Source organism: bacterium, from assembly GCA_019695335.1.
Classification (GTDB): domain Bacteria; phylum CLD3; class CLD3; order SB21; family SB21; genus JABWBZ01.
The window spans coordinates 1-19,617 of the sequence record JAIBAF010000067.1 but is presented as its reverse complement, the minus strand read 5'-3'; the positions used below and the strand labels follow the sequence as shown (position 1 = coordinate 19,617).

16 protein-coding genes are annotated in these 19,617 nt (G+C 44.4%); 13 read left to right on the top strand and 3 right to left on the bottom strand.

What is annotated here, in order from left to right:
- The first annotated feature begins 698 nt into the window (after positions 1-698).
- From K1X84_14125 to K1X84_14080, 10 genes are all read left to right on the top strand, one after another.
- Complete coding sequence (locus K1X84_14125) at positions 699-2,174, top strand: GGDEF domain-containing protein (protein MBX7152764.1); 1,476 nt, start codon at positions 699-701, stop codon at positions 2,172-2,174.
- Positions 2,175-2,183: 9 nt separating this feature from the next.
- Positions 2,184-3,017: an AAA family ATPase gene (locus K1X84_14120; GenBank protein ID MBX7152763.1), complete on the top strand. Its 834-nt coding sequence runs from the start codon at positions 2,184-2,186 to the stop codon at positions 3,015-3,017.
- A complete protein-coding gene (pilM, locus tag K1X84_14115; GenBank protein ID MBX7152762.1) occupies positions 3,010-4,983 on the top strand; it encodes a pilus assembly protein PilM in 1,974 nt (657 codons plus the stop codon). Before K1X84_14120 ends, pilM begins: the two co-directional genes overlap by 8 nt.
- Before the next feature lies 1 nt (position 4,984).
- Entirely contained in the window at positions 4,985-5,563 is a 579-nt protein-coding gene (locus K1X84_14110) for a hypothetical protein (protein ID MBX7152761.1), read from the top strand.
- A gap of 2 nt (positions 5,564-5,565) precedes the next feature.
- Positions 5,566-6,075, top strand: a complete 510-nt coding sequence (locus tag K1X84_14105) for a general secretion pathway protein GspB (GenBank protein MBX7152760.1) — start codon at positions 5,566-5,568, stop codon at positions 6,073-6,075.
- A gap of 19 nt (positions 6,076-6,094) precedes the next feature.
- On the top strand, positions 6,095-7,366 hold the full coding sequence (locus K1X84_14100; GenBank protein ID MBX7152759.1) for a secretin and TonB N-terminal domain-containing protein: 1,272 nt from the start codon (positions 6,095-6,097) through the stop codon (positions 7,364-7,366).
- Complete coding sequence (locus K1X84_14095) at positions 7,363-8,406, top strand: type IV pilus twitching motility protein PilT (GenBank protein ID MBX7152758.1); 1,044 nt, start codon at positions 7,363-7,365, stop codon at positions 8,404-8,406. The genes K1X84_14100 and K1X84_14095 overlap by 4 nt, the downstream gene beginning before the upstream one ends.
- Before the next feature lie 74 nt (positions 8,407-8,480).
- Positions 8,481-9,878: a sigma-54 dependent transcriptional regulator gene (locus K1X84_14090; GenBank protein MBX7152757.1), complete on the top strand. Its 1,398-nt coding sequence runs from the start codon at positions 8,481-8,483 to the stop codon at positions 9,876-9,878.
- A 2-nt stretch (positions 9,879-9,880) separates the two neighbouring features.
- The gene (locus tag K1X84_14085) at positions 9,881-11,458 is read left to right on the top strand and encodes a hypothetical protein (protein ID MBX7152756.1); all 1,578 of its coding nucleotides are present in this window, start codon (positions 9,881-9,883) and stop codon (positions 11,456-11,458) included.
- The gene (locus tag K1X84_14080) at positions 11,455-12,714 is read left to right on the top strand and encodes a response regulator (protein MBX7152755.1); all 1,260 of its coding nucleotides are present in this window, start codon (positions 11,455-11,457) and stop codon (positions 12,712-12,714) included. The genes K1X84_14085 and K1X84_14080 overlap by 4 nt, the downstream gene beginning before the upstream one ends.
- On the opposite strand, the gene K1X84_14075 is transcribed toward K1X84_14080, so the two are convergent.
- The gene (locus tag K1X84_14075; GenBank protein ID MBX7152754.1) at positions 12,715-14,667 is read right to left on the bottom strand and encodes a response regulator; all 1,953 of its coding nucleotides are present in this window, start codon (positions 14,665-14,667) and stop codon (positions 12,715-12,717) included.
- 229 nt (positions 14,668-14,896) lie between these two features.
- Between K1X84_14075 and K1X84_14070 the strand changes: the two genes are divergently transcribed.
- The 3 genes from K1X84_14070 to K1X84_14060 are packed head-to-tail and all read left to right on the top strand — an operon-like array spanning position 14,897 to position 17,329.
- Complete coding sequence (locus tag K1X84_14070; GenBank protein MBX7152753.1) at positions 14,897-15,736, top strand: sigma-70 family RNA polymerase sigma factor; 840 nt, start codon at positions 14,897-14,899, stop codon at positions 15,734-15,736.
- Positions 15,723-16,508: a hypothetical protein gene (locus K1X84_14065; GenBank protein MBX7152752.1), complete on the top strand. Its 786-nt coding sequence runs from the start codon at positions 15,723-15,725 to the stop codon at positions 16,506-16,508. Before K1X84_14070 ends, K1X84_14065 begins: the two co-directional genes overlap by 14 nt.
- A gap of 44 nt (positions 16,509-16,552) precedes the next feature.
- The gene (locus K1X84_14060) at positions 16,553-17,329 is read left to right on the top strand and encodes a CHAT domain-containing protein (GenBank protein MBX7152751.1); all 777 of its coding nucleotides are present in this window, start codon (positions 16,553-16,555) and stop codon (positions 17,327-17,329) included.
- A 51-nt stretch (positions 17,330-17,380) separates the two neighbouring features.
- Here the strand turns inward: K1X84_14060 and K1X84_14055 are convergent, their stop codons facing one another.
- Both K1X84_14055 and K1X84_14050 read right to left on the bottom strand, forming a co-directional pair.
- Positions 17,381-17,602 carry a hypothetical protein gene (locus K1X84_14055; protein ID MBX7152750.1) on the bottom strand — a complete coding sequence of 74 codons (222 nt, stop codon included), beginning with the start codon at positions 17,600-17,602 and terminating at the stop codon, positions 17,381-17,383.
- A 120-nt stretch (positions 17,603-17,722) separates the two neighbouring features.
- A partial coding sequence (locus K1X84_14050) for a CHAT domain-containing protein (protein MBX7152749.1) occupies positions 17,723-19,617 on the bottom strand: 1,895 nt, incomplete at its 5' end.

The window sequence follows — 19,617 nt, the reverse complement described above, 5'->3', positions numbered from 1 at the left end:
AAGACAGGGCGGGAATGACAATCCCCTTTTTTTCATGTATTCATCCGGCCTCGATAAAACGCCGAAACGAAGACGAGTTCGCGACATCAAACTGCGGGAAATGTGGAACAGATGATCCCTTTTCTAAAGGGGAGGGATAAAGGGTGGGGTTGGCGCGTTGCCAAAAGAAAGTGGATTACTCTGGATTCTCGTTTTCATAGGAATGACATCGGCTGAGGACATGCATTGATCGCTCTGGATTCCCGCGTACGCGGGAATGACAATTCAACATCCTCACCCATTCAGTGTAACGGCCGTTGCGCAATACACAAAATTTATGTATTTTGAATACACATATTTTGTGTATCCGATATCGGTCGTTGAGCGAAGCCAAAACGACCAATCACACCACGACTCAATGTATTTGCTCATTTCGACTGCTCAATGAACAAAAGCGCACGACCGTTGAGCGGAGCCGAAACGACCGATTTCGGCTCCGCTCAATGAGCATTATGGAGAAATACCATAGTACTCCGCTTTTGCCATGAAGCGACATGAAGATTCATCATCTTAAGTATATATTTATTAATGTAATGAAACGACGATTTTTGCGGTATGATGCTTGCCTTAATACATCTTCGACAATCAAAATGTGTGGACTTTTATGAACAATAATCTAAAAATCAACGCCGTTTGATCACAAAAACAAGAAATCAATTATGTTAAAAAATATAATAAATACTTTCCGCATGATCACCGCCACCATCCACTTTCAAAAGAAGCTGGAACCCAACAGGATGATCGGCCTTTACCCGCGAGGCGAACGAGGCTCAACGATGGTGGTCGCCAATTTATTCAGCCGTCCATCATGGTATGATACCCTGCTCGCGAGACTGCGTGACTTGCGTAACGCATGTTCCAATGGTCTGCAAATCCTCCGTAAGATCGGCACATTACGCGTGTACACCAAAGGCCGCCTCATCGATATGCACGACATCCAGGACAAGATCAGCCAGCAAATGCAAACGACGATGCGCAAATTTGCCGAAGAAAACCGCGTGCTCGAAAAAGACAATACTTTCCTGAAAAATGTCATCCAGCAGGAACGCAATTACGCCCAGATGTTGATCCGTCTCAATAATGTGACGCAAAATCTTTTCACGATCACCGACCGCAAAGTTTTATTACGGACCGTCACGACGTCGTTGTGCGAAGATTTGAATTTCACCAGCGCCGTTTTGTGGGTATTCGATAAAACCGATCAGAAATGGTTCCCGATTTCGTGGGCCAATGTATCGCACGATATGCTGCAACGTTTGTCGATCAGTTTTGAAAAACGCCCGTACAGCGATCTGATCACGCACCGCAAAAGTTACTTTCTCGTCGACGATACCGACATTCCGGAACAGACGGATAACTCCGCGCTCCAGCACATTCACGAACTGAGCCGCGTGTTGGAATCGCCGGTGATCTTCCTCATCCCGATCGTCAGCTTTCACAATCCGAAAGAAATGGTCGAAAATTTTAACGGCGAAGTCGAAACGTCGGCGATCCTAATGGTCGGCAAACAGGAAACGACGCGCTTGATGGAAAGCAAAGAAATTCTCCAGCGCTACGCCTACTCTGCAGGCCTCACGCTCGGCAACGTCGATATCTATAATTATCTCCACGAAAATTACCGTTCGCTCAAACAGCAGGCGATCACGGACGGACTGACCGGCTTATACAACCGCCGTTTCTTCAATGAAGAACTGGAACGCGAAATGCAGCGCTCGTACCGCCACTTCCTGCGCATGTCGCTCATCCTTCTCGACGTCGATCATTTCAAAAAATACAACGATACCAACGGCCACCAGGCCGGCGACGAAGTGTTGAAAAAAGTCGCGTCGCTCCTGCGCGAACATACGCGCGTGTGCGATCTCGAATGCCGGTACGGCGGCGAAGAATTTGCCCTCATTCTTCCGGAAACGAATAAAGAACAAGCTTTGGTGATCGCCGAAAAACTTCGCCAGACCGTGGAATCGACGCATTTCGATAATCAGGAAAAACAACCGCTCGGCAATCTCACGATCAGCATGGGCGTCTCGACTTTCCCCGACGATTCCATCCAGATCAAAGAATTGATCGACAAAGCGGACAAAGGCTTATACAAAGCCAAAGAACTCGGCCGCAACGTCGTCGTCGGAGCGGAATAAGGAGTCATTATGAATTATCCATCGGTTTTATTCAACGGATCCATGAGAAAAAATCCTTTCTCGATTTCACCCGATCCTCAGCTTTTTTACTTCTCACGCCAGCACGTGGAATGCCTGCAGGCGCTGGAATCGTCGATCCGCCTGCGCTCCGGTATGAGCGTCGTATTGGGCGGCGTCGGCATGGGCAAAACCACCGTCGGCCGTATTCTCATCCGCCTCTTCCAGGACAAACCCGAATACATTTTCAGACTGATCCTCGATCCGCAATTCAATTCCGAACTCGAATTTCTCGCGCACCTCAGCCAGCTTTTTGAGATCAAAACCAAAGCGCAAACGGTGCTCGAATACAAAGAAGCGTTGCAAAACTTCCTGTACTTCAAAGGCATCAACGAAAAGAAAATCCCCGTGCTCATTATCGACGAAGGCCAAAAGCTATCCCCGGCGATGATGGAAATTATCCGTGGCCTGCTGAACTACGAAACCAACGAATTCAAATTGCTCCAAGTCGTCATTTTGGCGCAGATGGAATTTACCGAGAACATCCGCAGTATGCCCAATTTCATGGACCGCATCGCCGCCGCGTATATTCTCAATCCTTTTTCGGAAGAAGAATTGATCCGGATGATCGATCACCGCTTGCGCAAAACCACACACGAACACGTGCAGGATGTTTTCTCCGAACCGGCACTGAAACAAATTTATGATTACAGCCAGGGATTCCCGCGCAAAGCGATCAATCTGTGCCAACAGGCGTACTTAGTGCGCGTAAATGAACAATTGGGACGGATCGAAGAAGACGTACTCACGCACAACATTCGCCGCAAAGAGGTTGCGTATGTATGAATTGAACACCACTCATCAGGATCAGGAAGAGCAAGCGCTCTCCAGCGTCCGTCTCATGAACCTGATCCAGACCGGCGATAACGGTAACGGGCATTCCAAAACGCAAGCCGTGGCGAATCCCAGCCTCGATCAATTTGTTGCCGGGCATGAAGAAAGTCTTAAACATTCCGGCGATCGTATCGAACCGTCCGCCCCCGTCATGCCGGAAATTCAGTTGGATTTCTCAGCGCCCTTTAATCCGAAACAACGCATCCCCTGGCTTTTACGTCCGTTCGCCCAAAAAACGATCGGGCTCGAAGTCAATTCCCGCTTCATCCGCGCTTCCAAAATTCGCCGCTACGGAAAAAAAGCCGAAATCATTCAGATGGAAGAAATCGATCTGGCCATCGGCAAATCCAGCGACGAATTGGTCGTCACGCAATACCTCAAGCAAATTTCCAAAACCATGCGCTTCGGCTCGACGGACGTGATCTCGGCCATCGGAGGCATGGACGTCAATCTCCGCCTCCTGAAAATGCCCAAAGTCACCCGGCAGGATCTTCACGAGGCGTTGCTATGGAAAAACAAAAAAGAATTGCATTTTTTCAATGACGCCCCGGTGCAATTACAATACATCATTCTCGATGAATTGCCGTCCAATCCGAATGAATTCTACGTCCTCGTCATGGCCGTCAAAGACGATCTGATCCAACAGCACTTGCAATTACTCAAACGCGCCGGCATCGAGCCGAGCAAACTCGTGATCAAACCGGTCGCGCATTGGAATCTTCTGAACCGCAATCCGGACAAAGGCCGTCACAGCCTGATGATCGACATCGGTTATGAAAACAGCCTTGTGACCTTCTTCCGCGACGATACGCTTCAGTTTGCGCGTGAAATTCCTATCGGCGGCAATCATTTTACGACCGCGCTGATGGAAACCATTTTTGTCGATAATGTGTCGTACGTGCTGAGCTGGGATGAAGCGGAAGATATCAAACAATCGATGGGCTTGATCATCGATCCGATCGACGGCAAAACCATGCAAGGCATTCCCTATTCTGAAATCGCCGTGATGATGCGGCCGGTCGCCGAACGTTTTGTGTCGGAAATCAAAATGTCGCTCGATTACTACCTTGAAAATTTCAAGTCAGTTACGTTCGATCACGTGTACGTCAACGGCAATTCCGTCAAACTGAAAAATCTCACGCCATTCCTGGAACGGCATATCGGCCATACGCTCGAGATTCCACATCCGCAGGAACATCTCGGCGACGCGTCTTCAAACCATGTCAACGAACAGAAAAACTTTATTGCCTTCTTCGATAGCGTCGGCGCGGCGTTATCGCACGGCGTGGAATTCAATTTTTTACCGCAAGTTTTGAAAAAAGAAATCCGTTACCGGCACGGCGCATCGTGGCTTGGCTTGACGCTATTCCTCGTGTGCGCCGTTCTGGGCGGATTCACTTTCCTGATGAATATCGAACGCCATAGCCTTAACGATATCAATGCGTCCCTGCAAACGTCGCTTCAGCAAATACGCGAACAAAACGGAGAATTCGATAAACTTGAAAACGAACAATTGCAACTGAAGATGACGGAATTACAGCTTCGCTCCGAAATCAAAACGGATTCATTAGTCAATTATATCCTGAAAATGATCAGCAATGTGACACCGGATGAAATCGCCATTGACGACATGACGTGGGGCAACGCTTTCAATGCGATACAGGTCGACCGCCTGAAAGTGAATAAACAAATGAAGGCCAACAGCATGAATGCACCGGATAAGATCGAATCGAACGAACTCCGGATCAAAGGCGTCGTCTACAAAGACGTTTTCTACGCGGACATTCACCTTCTGAATTTCATCAGCGCGATCGAGAAAACTAATTTCTTCAGTGAAGTCAGTTTGCGCGAAAAACGCCGCGACGTCACCGATGAACGGCTGTTTTTTGAAATCATTGCCAATAAAGCGAGGCCGTGACATGAAAAACCTTATCAAATTCTGGATCCTTGCAGGATTGATCCTGACACTCGTTGCGGGATGGGCTGTCTTCGGCTTCACGATGCTTCGCGGCAATATTCAATCCGCCGAGCTGGCCATCAAAAATACCAACACCGACATCGCCGAAGCGACTCACCGTATCAAGCTCATTCCGGCGAAACGTGAACAATTGGAAAAAAATCGCGAAGACGTTGAAGAATTAAAAAAAATGATATTAAAACCCGACAGCATCTCCGCAGCGATGGCGCAATTACACCGTTTATGCAAGCAGTTCCAGGTTGATCTGAAAGTCATCAACTTCTCTACCGATTCACTTTTGGCGCACGCACAATCGTCGGATGGAAACTCCAACAGCTTTGAATTACCGATCCTGATGGAATTTGACGGCGCTTTCCTGGACTACGGATTATTAATCGACAATCTCGATAAACTGCATTACGCGATCAATTTTACCGATCTGCGTATTGCCGCGCAGGAAAAGAGCGATAAACTCCTGATCCAGGCACGCGCGTGGATACGCATCGCATCGAAACATCAGCCGGTAGAAATAAGGAATTAGTCATGGCTAAACCAAAATTATCCAAAACGCAAACCCGCCTTTTTATCGTCCTCGGTCTTTTGCTCGCGTACGTCGTCTATGATCTTGCGACTGCAAAACCGAAAACGGCGGCCAAAGACAAAACCAAAAAAACGGCTACCGAAACGGCTGTGACTAATACTTCGGCGACCACGCAAGCGGCCGTCGTCGCGGTTCCGTCCAAAACGGCCCCGGCCGTGACCTTTGCCGCATGGAAACGCGATCCTTTTAGAAAACGCATTGACATAAATACGCGCCTCAATATTGGCAAAGTGATCGAATCGCTCGTCATGCCCAAGATGACGCATTTTAATTTGTCCGCTATTTCCGAAAACGGCAAAAAATCCTTCGCGATCATCAACGATCAGATTGTCGGCATCGGCGAACAGGTCAACGGTTACCGCGTGGTCGAAATCCAGGCGTCGAAAGTCATCCTGAAGAAAAACGATTTTACATTCACGTTAGAATTACCGGTGGAAGATGATAATTTTTAATCAACAACAAAGAGGGTGTATGAACAATCAATTTTGGATCGCCGCCATCGTCGCCGTTTGGCTGACCGGCGTATCCGTGCAGGCACAAGCCCCGCACGATACGAGCCAGACCAAGCTTACGATGAATTTTAAAGACGCCGACATACTTAATGTCCTGCGATTATTGTCGCGTCAGAATAACCTGAATCTCGTCGCCAGCAAAGAAGTTAAAGGCCGCGTGACGGTTCATTTCAACGAAGTCAGCCTCGACGACGCGTTGGAAACGATTTTGAAAGCCAACGGCTACGATTATTATATCGAAAAAGATATCATTTTCGTCAAGCCGATCGACATGGAACGTAACGCGTCGATGGCATCCAAAGTATTTGAGTTGAAATACGTTGACGCGAACGACATGAAAGACGCGCTGACGCCTTTTCTTTCCAAACAAGGCAAAATGGAAACACTGAGCCGCACCAAAACCGGCGTCACGGAAGAAAAACGTTCCAGCCTGCTCATCGTCAGCGATCTTCAGCACAATGTTGTCATGATGGATTCGATCATTCGCCGGATCGACATCATGGTTCAGCAATTGATGATCGAAGTCAGGATGTATGAAACGACGCTGGGCGACGATCAGAAAGTCGGCGTCGGTTTGCCGACGGCCATTACGGGAAAGACTTTCGACGCGCGTAATCCCGACGATCCGACGACGCCGACGACGTTCACGGCGATCGCTCCCTTAGAAGACAAATTACAAAACCTTATCATGGGAAAATTGTCCGTCGACCGCCTGCTCTTTTCTCTCAACTTTCTGAAAACGCAGACGAATTCAAAACTTTTGTCCAATCCCAAATTGGTGACGATGGACAATCAAAAAGCAGAAATTTCGGTGGGCACGGCGATCCCCGTTCAAACCATCAGCCGCAATGCGTCCGGCGACATTATCACGTTCACCGACAAAAACGTCAACGTGACGCTGAAAGTTACACCGAAAATCAATCCGGATTCGATGATCACGCTCCTGATCGAACCGATCATTGAAGATATTATCGGTTATGTCGGCAATGACGAGAACCGCCAGCCGATCATTTCGCGCCGCACCGCCAAAACGCAGGTCATGATCAAAAACAATGAATCCATCGTCCTGGGCGGCTTGCTTAAAGAAAATGAAGTGGACACGAAGGAAAAAGTCTGGCTGTTGGGTGACATTCCTTTATTGGGAAAATTATTCACCAGTAACACTAAGGAAAAAAAGAAAACCGATCTGCTCATTTTCATTACGCCGCATATCCTGGATCAGCCGATATGAAAACCTTGAATGAATACCTGACGGAAGCCGTTCATCACGGCGCATCCGACGTCCATTTGACGGCCAATCACTACCCCATCATGCGTTTGCACGGCGATCTGATGCAATTGGATTCGATCGTATTCGATGACGAGACGCTGACGTCGTTGCTTTTGAGGATCATCACCGCCGAACAGCGCGAGACATTTTTGAAAAACCGTGAACTGGATTTTGCTTATGAAATTGAAGGCCTGTCGCGCTTTCGCGTTAATTTATACTTTCAGATGCGCGGAATTGCGGCGGCCTTTCGTACCATCCCGACCAAAATTTTTAAACTCGAAGAATTGGGCATGCCTCCGGGCATTTACGATTTAGCCCGATTGAAAAAAGGACTCGTGGTCGTGACCGGACCGACAGGTTCCGGTAAATCCACCACCCTCGCCGGAATGATCGATCTGATCAATTCGGAACGGCACGACCATATTTTGACCATTGAAGATCCGATTGAATATACACACCGCCCGAAAAGCTGCCTGATCAATCAGCGCGAATTGCACGCCCACACCCATTCGTTTGCGAATGCTCTCAAAAGCGCGCTTCGCGAAGACCCGGACGTGATTCTCGTCGGTGAAATGCGCGATCTCGAAACGATCGCCCTCGCGATCACGGCGGCTGAAACCGGCCACCTTGTTTTCGGGACGCTGCACACTAAAAGCGCCGCCGAAACGGTCGACCGGATCATCGACGTTTTCCCGAGCGACCAGCAGCAGCAAATCCGTACCATGCTGGCGAATACGATTCAAGGCGTCGTCGCTCAACGTTTGATGCGGCGATCCGACGGCAAAGGACGCGTTGCCGTCGATGAAGTGCTGATGGCCACGCCGGCCGTCCGTAACCTTATCCGTGAAAATAAAACACACCAGATTTATTCAACCATTCAAACCGGCGGCTCTTATAACATGCAGACGATGGATCAATCGCTGATGAGTTTTTACAGCAAAGGATTGATCACGCTCGAAGACGCCCGACGGGAAGCTCATGATAAAAATTTGTTTAACTAAGTTTGGCATTTTTAAAAAATGGCCTTATATTAGGCCACTAGCCCAAACACCCTTCAAATAATTTTGGAGTCTCTATGTCCGAAGATCTCCAAAGAACGCCTATGCGCATCACGCTGATCGATGATGAAGCCGGGATGCGTTATATTTTTACTCAGCATTTATTATCCGGAAGTCATTCCATCAGCGAGTTCAGCTGCGGTGAAGATTTTTTTGACGCGCTTGAAAAAATGCCGGTCGAAACGTGGCCGGAAGTCATGTTGCTCGATTTGAATATTCCGGATAAAATGGATGGTTTAGCCATTCTGAAAAAAGTCAAGCAGACGATTCCGCACGTCGAAGCGATCATGCTGACGGCGCACGGCGATACGCGTAATGTGGTGGAAGCCATGCGCAGCGGCGCGTTCGATTACCTCCTCAAACCATGTTCGGGGGATGAATTGATCATGACCGTCGAACGCGCGATCGAACACCGCAATCTTGTTTTTGAAGTACAGCAACTCCGCTCAAAGCTTGAAAACCGTTCGAACCTCGAACAGATCATGGGCATGAGCCAGGAGATTAAAAGCGTTCACGCCAACGTCGAGCGTGTCGCCAATACGTTGTTTAGCGTCCTGATCCAGGGCGAAAGCGGTACCGGCAAAGAAGTCATCGCGCGCGCCATTCATGAAATGAGCAACCGCGCTTCCCAACCTTTTATTGCCGTCGATTGCGGCGCTATTCCGTCAACGTTGATCGAGAGCGAGCTTTTCGGTTACGAGAAGGGCGCTTTTACCGGCGCGGATAAACGTAAAGCCGGTTTATTCGAGGCGTCGCAAAACGGAACGCTGTTTCTGGATGAAATCGCCAACATTCCAATCGAAACGCAGGGTAAATTGCTTCGCGCGCTGCAAGAAAAAAAGATCATGCGCGTCGGCGGCACACAGGCGATCGATATCAATATCCGTGTGATTTGCGCAACCAACCTGCTCCTCGAAGAGGCGATCAAAAGCGGTAAATTCCGCTTGGATCTTTTTTACCGCCTCAATGAATTTACAATTTATCTCCCGCCGCTCCGAAACCGTAAAGAAGATATTATCTTCCTGACCAATCGTTTTATCCGCGAAGCCAATTCGGAATTGAACAAACAAGTTGGCAGTATCGCCAAATCCGCCGTCGAGCAATTGGTTCACTACCATTGGCCGGGTAACGTGCGTGAATTGAAAAATGTCATACGGCGCGCGGTACTGATGGCGGATACGGAGATCAGCGGCCATCATTTGATCTTCGATTACCAGACGGCGCAGAGATTGTCCGGTGGCGAAGGATCGGCTTCGACGCTCCAAAGCCTTAAAGAAATCCGTAAAGAAGCTGAAAAGACCGCGATCCAACGCGCACTCGAAATTTGCGATGGCAATAAAAGTGAAGTTTCCCGCATGCTTGACGTCGATTACAAGACGCTGTTAACCAAAATCAAAGAATTTAACCTTGAATAATCATGCCCGACGAAACAGCCCAAGGGCACACTCTTAGCGATGAACACCGGAATTTTCTGAACGAATTCTCCCGCGCAATCGACGGCGAACGAACTTTATCCAATCTCATCGGCATTTTACTCCTGCAAAATACCGGCCTCGCCGGCTCCTCTCTCGGAATAGCGCTATTGGACGGCCGTCCTTTGTCTTTTATTCAATGGCCGGACAGGCCGATTGCCAAAATTTTTGCCGACGGCATTTCGGAAAATCATGTCAACGCGGCTATGAATATCGGATTAACGGAGTTGTCAAAACTTCGCGAACAAACGGTGAGCATTAACGATGAATGGCTGGTTGATATTACCGGTGACGTCGACCGTACTCCTGGCACCACTCCATTGTCTTTTCCGTCCCCGTTACTTTTTCCGATCATTTTCAAATCGTATCCCGTCGGGCTTCTCATTATCGTTCCACAATCCAATGAAGCCGTCAATGCTCACGCATTGCTTTTGATGCAATTATGCGCGCAGAAAGTCTCCGACCGGATTGAAAAATTAAAAGGCGCGCTTGAAAGCCGGCACAATCAACTGGCGACGATCATTAATACTCTGCGCGACGCCGTGATATTGCTCGACGATCAGCTGACAATTCTACTGCAAAACGATTCGGCCAAAACTATTTTGCCTGTGATATCGCGTCCCAAAGACTCCGGTAAACTCCTCTATCTCGGCGGCGCATCGGTCAAAGAATGGATTGATTCGTTGAATCCGGACCGGGATGAACCCGTAACTTTTGAAATCACGCTTAATAGCCGTCTATTCAAAGTCACTCTGTCTATCATCCGTGAAGGTTCGACGGTTTCAGGATATCTAATGACACTTCACGATATTACACAAGAACGTTTACAACAGGAGGAATTGTTTCGTGTTTCCCGGCTGGCGGCCGTCGGCTCCTTAGCCTCGGGTGTTGCCCATGAAATCAATAACCCGCTTGCCGGCATTATCGGTTTCAGCCAGTACCTTCTTAAAAAAAATCTCACCGGCGACATCGCCGAATATATCAACGACATTTACAATGAATCCAAGCGCGCGCGGGATATTGTTGCAGGGCTTCTTGACTTCTCCCGTCCGAGCCGCCAGAATGTTCCGATTAACTTGAATCATTGTATTCAGAATACCATCGTCTTTTTCAAAAAACAATTTTCGGACAATCGCATTGACTATGAGCTTAAACTCGATGAAACGTTGAGTCCATTCGAAGGCAATACCAACGAAGTCCAACATATCATTTTTCAGATTTTGCAATTTGCCATTGACGATATTAAAGAAGCCAAACATGGCGACCGGGTTTTTATTCAAACCAAACAGGAAGCGCCAACCATCGAACTGTCGGTATCATTCAACAGCGCTTATGCAGCCGATGATGATTATGAAAAATATTTGATCCCATTCTATTCGGATGCGAATGCCAATGGCCCGTTGCAGATGGGCTTGGCGATCGCTTTTCAGATCCTGAACCGCCACGGACATTCCATCCGCGTCAGCGCGTTTCGTGATTGCGGGAAAACCATTCAATGCCGTTTTCGGCAAAATCTGTTATGACCGATTTTACACTCAAACCTGAGCCTTTGGAAATCAAAGGAATTGAAAATGTCCTTGTCGTAGACGATGAATCCAGCCCGAGAAAAATTCTAACCCAGGTCTTAAGAGACATAGGATACCACGTTGTCGATCTCGATCATTCTGACAAAATTGAACAAGAATTCCAAAAAAATGACATTCAACTAATACTGCTCGATATTCGAATGCCCGGCGCCAACGGTCTCGACGTTTTAAAAAAAATCAAATCGTCGCATCCCTATACGATGGTCATCATGGTGACGGCCGTTTTCGAAACGGAAACGGCGGTTGAAGCGATGAAATTAGGCGCCATCGATTATATCACCAAACCTTTTAATATCGATTCGGTTGTCATGGGCGTAGGCCGCGCCAATGATATGTACGTCCTGCGCAGTGAAAACCAGCAATATAAGGAAGGCCTGGAAAATCTGGTACAGCAGCGCACGGAGCAGCTTTTTCGTTTTGCCGACGCATTATCCAAAAAGAATCAGATGATCGTCAAAACTAACAAAGAACTTAAGGCTGCAAATGAAAAATTACAGGGATTTCTGAATCAGGCAATGGTCATGGATAAAGTTTCTACGATCGGATTGCTTTCCAGCATGCTTATCCACGGAATTGCCAATCCATTGGGCGTGATCAAGGGCATTGGTGAAGTCATGGGGAAACGTTTTGCTGAAGATCCCGTGACGTCCAAAGAAATCGGCATGATGCAAGGATACCTTCAGCAAGTACTCGAATTAGTCAATCAAATTCGTTCGTTCGCTAAAACAGAGGTTATTCAATTTACTCGTGTTAATATGGCAGACGTAATTAAGAATTCAATAGCGCTTTTCCATGCGCTGATGAAGAAAAATACTGTAGCAATACAGGCTGACCTATCGGCGACAGAGCTTTGGATCAATGGCAACCAATCGCAATTGGAGCAAGTGCTGGTCAATGTTATCCAAAATGCCATTCATGCGATTGAAACAGAGGGCACGATTCGAATTTATGATCAGAACGACGAAAAAGGTTTTATGAAAATTATCATCGAAGATTCAGGAAAAGGTATTCCCCCGGAACATATGGAACGGATATTCAGGATGTTTTTTACTACTAAAACCGGCGGGCATGGAACGGGTTTAGGTTTGTTTATCTGCAAAGAAATCATCGAAAAACACGCGGGCACTATCCAAATCGAAAGCCAGCAAGACAAAGGAACTAGGATAATAATACGATTACCGAAGCTGACATAACTACTTACCATCTAACGGCACTACGCTGTTAATCGCCTCGATCAATGAGTTGAGTTCATACGGCTTTTGGATCATGGCAACACCCTCACCGGCTAATTCTTCCAATTGATTTATTCCAAAACCCGTAACAAAGATGAAAGGCATTGATGAATTCTTTTCACGGATCTCCTTATAAACCTCTTTGCCATTTTTACCAGGAAGATTGACATCCAGAATAATCAAATTAATTTCTTTGTTTGATTTTTCATAAACAGAAAGCGCTTCATCACCGTCTTTTGCCGGGATGACTTGATAACCGCTATTGCGAAGTATCAACGCCAGAGTATCGCGTATAGATTGATTATCATCAACAACCAGAACCGTAATTTTCGGTTGAACGTTTTGAGAAATCCCCCCCCGGGGAGAAGTCGTGCGCACAGCTTCAGCCAACGGAAGAAAAACGGAAAATACCGTACCTCTTCCGACCGTGCTATCCACATGAATGAATCCGTGGTGATTACGCACGACTCCGTTTACAATGGAGAGCCCCATTCCCGTCCCCCTTCCAATCCCTTTCGTTGTAAAAAAAGGATCGAATATACGGTCAAGAATCACGGGAGCAATACCCTGACCGCTGTCCACCACATCCAGGCGAATGAATTCACCGGCTTTTGCCCCGGGATGTGTCGCACAGAATGTATCATCAATTTTTTCACAAGCTGTTCGAATCGTTAATTTTCCCCCGGACTGCATGGCATCTCGCGCATTGATTGTCAAATTCAAAAGTACTTGCTCGATCTGTGAACGATCACAATTAACAAGTTTCCCAGTACAACCGGGTTGAATATTAATACTGATGCGATCGTCCATAATCCGCCTCAACGTAAGAGTAAAGTCTGATATAATATCATCCATGGCTACCAGTTTCAGTTCCAATGCCTGGTTGCGTGCAAAATTTAATATCTGTCCTGACAATAAAGATGCACGATAAACTGTTTTTTTAAGATCGGTGATGTGGCTATAGTTAGGCGATTCTTTTTGAATATCGGCTTCCATGTAATAAATGCTGGCGTTCATTGCCATAAGCAAATTATTAAAATCATGAGCAATACCACTCGCCAAAGCCCCAATCGACGACATGCGTTGTGACTTTTGCAATTGATCTTTCATTTGTCTCATCTCCGTTGTGTCTGATAGCAAGCCCGTAAAACCGGATAAGTTTCCAGCCTGATCAAACTTTCCTATAAAGTTACCCACCACCCACACAGGCTTTTGATCCCCTCGGATCAATTGCAGTTCATACCCATGTAATTTTTTCTCAGAAATCAGCGAGTCAAGAAATTGTTTCCGAATTGCTTCAGCGCTGAATCGCAATTCCGCATTGGTTCCATAACCTAAAAGGTCAGTAAACGCTGGATTAGCTTTAAGAATGATGCTATCACACGTTGCTGAAAAATTAGCCGACAACGATTCTTCAAACCAATCAATGCGAGTTTTCTGAATCGGTTGCAACAATAACGCAACTTCTCTGATCTCACTTTTCTCATTTTTGATCGGTCCGATTGAAATCAAAGCCGGTATTGTATCCCCGTCTTTACTAAGAAAATCAATCTCAGTACGAATCACATGTCCGGTGGACATTACTCCATCAACGGTATTGATCAATAACCTCCGGTCCGATTCATTCTGACAAATGAGCACATCCGTCAAATTTCTATTGATCACTTTACCATTACCGGCATTAAAGGCGTTGAACTCTTCATTAGCAAAAACAATTAACTGGTTACTTTGAACTATAACAATCCCGCCGCCTGTAAAGCCTACAAGATTGGATAACCCCGTCGTCCACCGTTCAAACTCACCTTCATGATGCCTATGAGGGTTTATATAATGAACCTGAACGAATGGACCATGAGTCCCAGTAGCAAAACCTTCCACCTGCTGAAGATGCTGATTTTTGTTTTTGGCTTTCATTCGATCCGTTATCCGTTATAAGAACGTTCTTGTACCTTATCATACATAAGATTCAAAAATGATCATTTTTCCATAAAAAATTTCTTTTTTTTTTCGAAATTTTATTGATTAAATTGACACATTACCGGTTGCCAATAAATCCCAAACATTTAGAATGAAGATAAAGTTCAGTAAAAACAAATTTTTAAGTGACAACGAGATCATACATCGCTATCGGGAAACCAACGATTTGAATCTGATCGGTGAACTCTATTTGCGTTATTCGAATCAAATTTTATTGGTTTGCAGTAAATATTTTACCATGAGTGAGGCCGAAGACACTACAATGGAGATATTTGAGCGACTGCCAGACCAACTAATTAAGTTTAATGTGAAAAATTTCAAGTCGTGGCTGTTATCAGTTACTAATAACTTTTGTCGATCTAAAATAAATAGAAATAATAAAATAGAAGAAACTAGCGTTGAATATATTGAAGAATTTTCAGAAAGTTTTGTGGAAAAATCGTTACTTTTGAGTCTTATGGATGAAAATAATAATGATAACCGGGAACATCTTTACGCGATTGTTGCCGATGCATTTGATGAATTAGACGTAGATCAGAAACTGTGTATTGATCTTTTTTATGTACAAGAAAAAAGCTACAAAGAAATAGAAGAAATAACACAATGGTCGTTTAACCAAATAAAAAGTCATATTCAAAATGGCCGACGGAACCTAAGGGCGTATATTGAAAAGAAAAATAAAAATAATAATATGGAGGTTGATACTGGACAGGTCGAAGATATTTCGAAAATTTTTATGGAAAAATTATCATTTCTGCGTCTTATGTATGAAAACTATAAGACCGATTCTGAAAGGCTGGAACAACTTATCAAAGAAGCTTTCAACAGGTTAGAAGAGACTCAGAAACTTTGCCTTGATCTATTTTACATACAGGAAAAGAGCTATAAAGAAATTCAAGAGATCACTCAATTATCTTATAATCAAATAAAAAATTGTATAGAAAAGGGTCGCAATAATATAAAAGACTATATCGATAGAAAGGTTAATAATCATGAACCGCTCTGAATTGGGGGGCCGGAAAGGTTCCATAGAATCAATAATCCTTCGGGATTCATCGCCGTGTTTGACGCTTGAGCAAATGATCAATTATTCTCAAGGCAAATTATCTAATCAAGAAAGATTTATAATCGAAAAACATCTGATAGATTGTGAGCTCTGTTCGGAAGCCATGAGTCGTTTCCCAGTAGACGAGCGCGAACTGCGTCTTCACTCACAATCGCTTGAAAAACGTATAAATGTCCATACCGCATCGAAAGGTTCTTTTTCAAAAAAGCTGTACTATTATGCCGCAGCAGCGACCCTGCTGATCGGCTTTATGGCCGCCCTTTATAGCTGGCAACGAAATCCTTATGGAACTCTAGTGGCCGAAAATTTAAAGCCTTATCCTAATACTAATCCTCTTGTTCGGAGTGAAAAGAAGATCAATTTCCTTGAAAAAGCTTTGATGCACTACGAACTGGGTGAATACAGTCCGGCTATCGCTGATTTTCTGGAAGCTATCAAAGATAATCCGAATGACCTTACGGCTTGTTTTTACATCGGAATTTCCTACTTGATGATTGATGACAGCCAACTGGCTATTCCCCAATTATCGGTTGTAGCCGGGAATGAGACCTCTGAATTTTATGAAGCATCCATCTGGTATCTTTCTTTGGCATATCTTGAGGATAAGAATGCAGAACAAGCCAAAATTCTGCTCAATGAATTAATTGCGTTGAAAGGACAATATACAGCCCAAGCCAAGAAACTCATTGACGATTTGAATGTAAAACCCTAAGTTAGAATTGATTTAACTTGGTTTTGTTTTTAGGCTTTTTCTGCATGAAATTCTTCGTTTTCATCAGTTGTATAATATTGCCTTTGAGCGTTAAAGCGCAGGATTCTGATGTTTTTGAAAGAGCAGATTCCGTATACGAGGGATTGCGTCCTCTACCTTGGTCTGAAAAAGAGCTGGATGCGATTTCCGAGGTTATAGCAGGAAAATTTTATAAGTTTTCAGAGGCAACTGAAGAACGATTCAAATCTGAAGCCCCCAAGCACCGCATCATCCATCTCGCAACACACACAATTATCGACGATAAAGAACCTCTCTATTCAAAGCTCGTCTTTGCCAAAAGCCCAAACGACAAAGAAGACGGACTGCTTCATACTTATGAACTGTATAACATGCAACTCAATGCTGATTTGGCTGTCTTGAGCGCTTGTAATACTGGTTCAGGCAAATTAGTTCGCGGTGAAGGCGTGATGAGCCTTGCCCGTGGCTTTTTCTATGCCGGTTGCCCCAGTATTGTCATGAGTCTATGGGCAATCGACGACCGCTCTACTTCAGTACTTATGCACAATTTCTACGAAAGGCTTTCGGAAGGATTGTCTAAAGATGAGGCTTTACGTGAGGCAAAACTTGCTATGATCAATAGCGGTGATCCTGTGATGTCCAATCCATATTACTGGGCTGGGTTCGTCGCCATAGGTGACACCCATCCTATTCAAATTGAAAAGCCAAGCCAAATGTATTGGGTGTTTGTTGTGCCTTCGGTTGTTATTTTAGCAGGATTTTTTATTGTATTCCGAAAAAAATTTATACAAAAAACGCTGTAAATAAAAAATCCCTGCTGAAACTACAGCAGGGATTTTTTCATCACATTTGAATTATTTTCCGCCGCCGCCGCTGCCTGTATCAGTTGGTGTATCTGACAAATCATTTCCCGAATCCCCCGAAATCCCTTCATCATCCCCGCTTAGTTGTGTGTTGATCCCCTGTTTGTCATTCTGGCTCGATACGACACTTTCATTGCTTCCACATCCCATGAGATACATAGTCAGAAGGATCGAAACAACTAACAAGCTGGTGCGAAAAGATACGGTCTTCATAGTACTCCTTGTGTGTTATGGTTATCGTTCAAAAGACCTTTTGGCCTTTTTTTATTTACATTATTCACCCATAAGACACAAAAAGAGTGTTTTTTCCATAAATTTAATGGAAAATTATAATCAGAAATTTACCGGAGAATACCCCACCCCGTCACTCGGTATCGGTATTGACTTGCCTACACGATCAAAAAGCAATCCGGCCGATACGCCGTAACTAACCTGATATTTTTTTACCAAATATGATAAACTTGAATAATTTGAATCAACTGACGGAGGTAAAGTCAGTAGCGCTTCAAAAGGGAGATAATTTAAAATTCCATCAGGAATAACAATTAACTTTTTATATTTTACGGTATCGGTCAATTCAGGCATGAGCAATAGATTATAAAGATCAGAAGCCAGTTCGATGTAATCTTTTTTATTTTTTGAGGCTATCGCCGATTTCATTTTAAGTGTCTTATCTTCAATCAACATACTTAAACCCAAGGATCTGAATTGCACGGTGTCCTTGCTCACAGAAATCATATACAATGAATTCTGACCGGAAAAATAATCCAATACTACCGTCTCAGAGTCGATAGCTGACTGCACTGAATAGACCGAAATCAATGACGGTTCAAATTTTATTTTATAGTAACCGGGATATTTATCTTTTAAATGATCGACATAATCATCATACTGGCGTTCAAACCCAAATATTCTTTGTGCATATTTTGCGATAGCCGTAGAATCTTTTTGTCTTCCCTTTTGTTCTTCTTGATAAATGCGTTTTTGGTAATTGGCGATATTGGTCTTAAGCTTGCGTTCGTATTCTAACAGACTATCCGGAACGCCTGAAAAAAGTTTGGCTTTGGAATCAGCCAAAGCTTCAAATAGTACGTAAGATTTGCTTTTTTCGATCAATCGAAACGCGGAAAACAGATATTTTGTATCATGACGGCGTTGATATAAATGATAATTGACGGCAATACCGCTTTCATAGATTTTCAAAACCTGTTCACCGTAATCGATTTTGGAATCTTCAGTTTTGAAGTTTCTTTTTATAAGGTCAATCACGTCTGCGCAAACCAAATAAGTCTCTCCGGCTGATTCCATTGTTTCAACTGATCTAGAGAAAATTTCTGCTTTTTCAGACAATCCTCGCAACAGTATATTTTCATCTAAAATACGATTTAAAACCGGATTGATTAAAACATTTTCGTTTTTAAAAGCCGGACATACAGATTGTAATGACAATTGATAATTTTTTAACGCCAAATCTTTCCTTCCCCACTCATTATACAAAGCGCCCAATCGTTGGTAAGATTCAGCCGTTTGAGGATGATGCAATCCAAAATTCTCTAAGTTTACTTTGAGTGACCGATTATAGCTTTCTAACGCTTCCTCATACTTTTTTTTATTCAAAAAAACGTCGCCCAGATTGCGATATGCAAACCCCATATAGTAATGACTTTTCCCAATCAATTGAGTCCAAATGGCTAATCCTTTTCGATAATAATTCAATGCAGAATCAGGTTGTCCCTCTTCAAGAAAAATTCGGCCAATGTTGTCAAATGATTTGGCAATATCAATATGAGTTCCATTATAGGTTTTTTGATATTTATACAATGCATTATAGTAATGGCTTAACGCTAGTTCATTATTTTGTATACGATTATACACCATCCCCAAATTGAAATATCCTGCTGCAATTTCTGGATGGTCGTCACGTAAGAATTTCTTTTTTATTCGAAGAGATTCCTCATAATATTTTATTGCACTTGAATAGTCTTCTTTTAAAAAGTAATCTACAGCTATTCCAGCATAAGTTTGTCCAACCTGCAGGCTCTCGTGACCGAATACATTTGATCTAATTTTTAGTGCTTTTCCTCGATACTCTAAAGACTGATCATAATTCCCTTTATCTTTAAAAGCTATCCCTATATTAGATAGGATCCTCGCCACGTCATCATTGTCACTGCCAAGATTTTTTTCTATAATCACTAATGCCTTTTTGTACATATCGATCGCTTCAT

Bases quoted from the DNA above. Each gene is read 5' to 3' on its own strand.
- pilM (MBX7152762.1), top strand. From the start codon at position 3,010: ATGTATGAATTGAACACCACTCATCAGGATCAGGAAGAGCAAGCGCTC.
- K1X84_14110 (MBX7152761.1), top strand. From the start codon at position 4,985: ATGAAAAACCTTATCAAATTCTGGATCCTTGCAGGATTGATCCTGACA.
- K1X84_14075 (MBX7152754.1), bottom strand. From the start codon at position 14,667: ATGAAAGCCAAAAACAAAAATCAGCATCTTCAGCAGGTGGAAGGTTTT.
- K1X84_14120 (MBX7152763.1), top strand. From the start codon at position 2,184: ATGAATTATCCATCGGTTTTATTCAACGGATCCATGAGAAAAAATCCT.
- K1X84_14065 (MBX7152752.1), top strand. From the start codon at position 15,723: ATGAACCGCTCTGAATTGGGGGGCCGGAAAGGTTCCATAGAATCAATA.
- K1X84_14080 (MBX7152755.1), top strand. From the start codon at position 11,455: ATGACCGATTTTACACTCAAACCTGAGCCTTTGGAAATCAAAGGAATT.
- K1X84_14085 (MBX7152756.1), top strand. From the start codon at position 9,881: ATGCCCGACGAAACAGCCCAAGGGCACACTCTTAGCGATGAACACCGG.
- K1X84_14090 (MBX7152757.1), top strand. From the start codon at position 8,481: ATGTCCGAAGATCTCCAAAGAACGCCTATGCGCATCACGCTGATCGAT.
- K1X84_14125 (MBX7152764.1), top strand. From the start codon at position 699: ATGTTAAAAAATATAATAAATACTTTCCGCATGATCACCGCCACCATC.
- K1X84_14105 (MBX7152760.1), top strand. From the start codon at position 5,566: ATGGCTAAACCAAAATTATCCAAAACGCAAACCCGCCTTTTTATCGTC.
- K1X84_14055 (MBX7152750.1), bottom strand. From the start codon at position 17,602: ATGAAGACCGTATCTTTTCGCACCAGCTTGTTAGTTGTTTCGATCCTT.
- K1X84_14060 (MBX7152751.1), top strand. From the start codon at position 16,553: ATGAAATTCTTCGTTTTCATCAGTTGTATAATATTGCCTTTGAGCGTT.
- K1X84_14095 (MBX7152758.1), top strand. From the start codon at position 7,363: ATGAAAACCTTGAATGAATACCTGACGGAAGCCGTTCATCACGGCGCA.
- K1X84_14100 (MBX7152759.1), top strand. From the start codon at position 6,095: ATGAACAATCAATTTTGGATCGCCGCCATCGTCGCCGTTTGGCTGACC.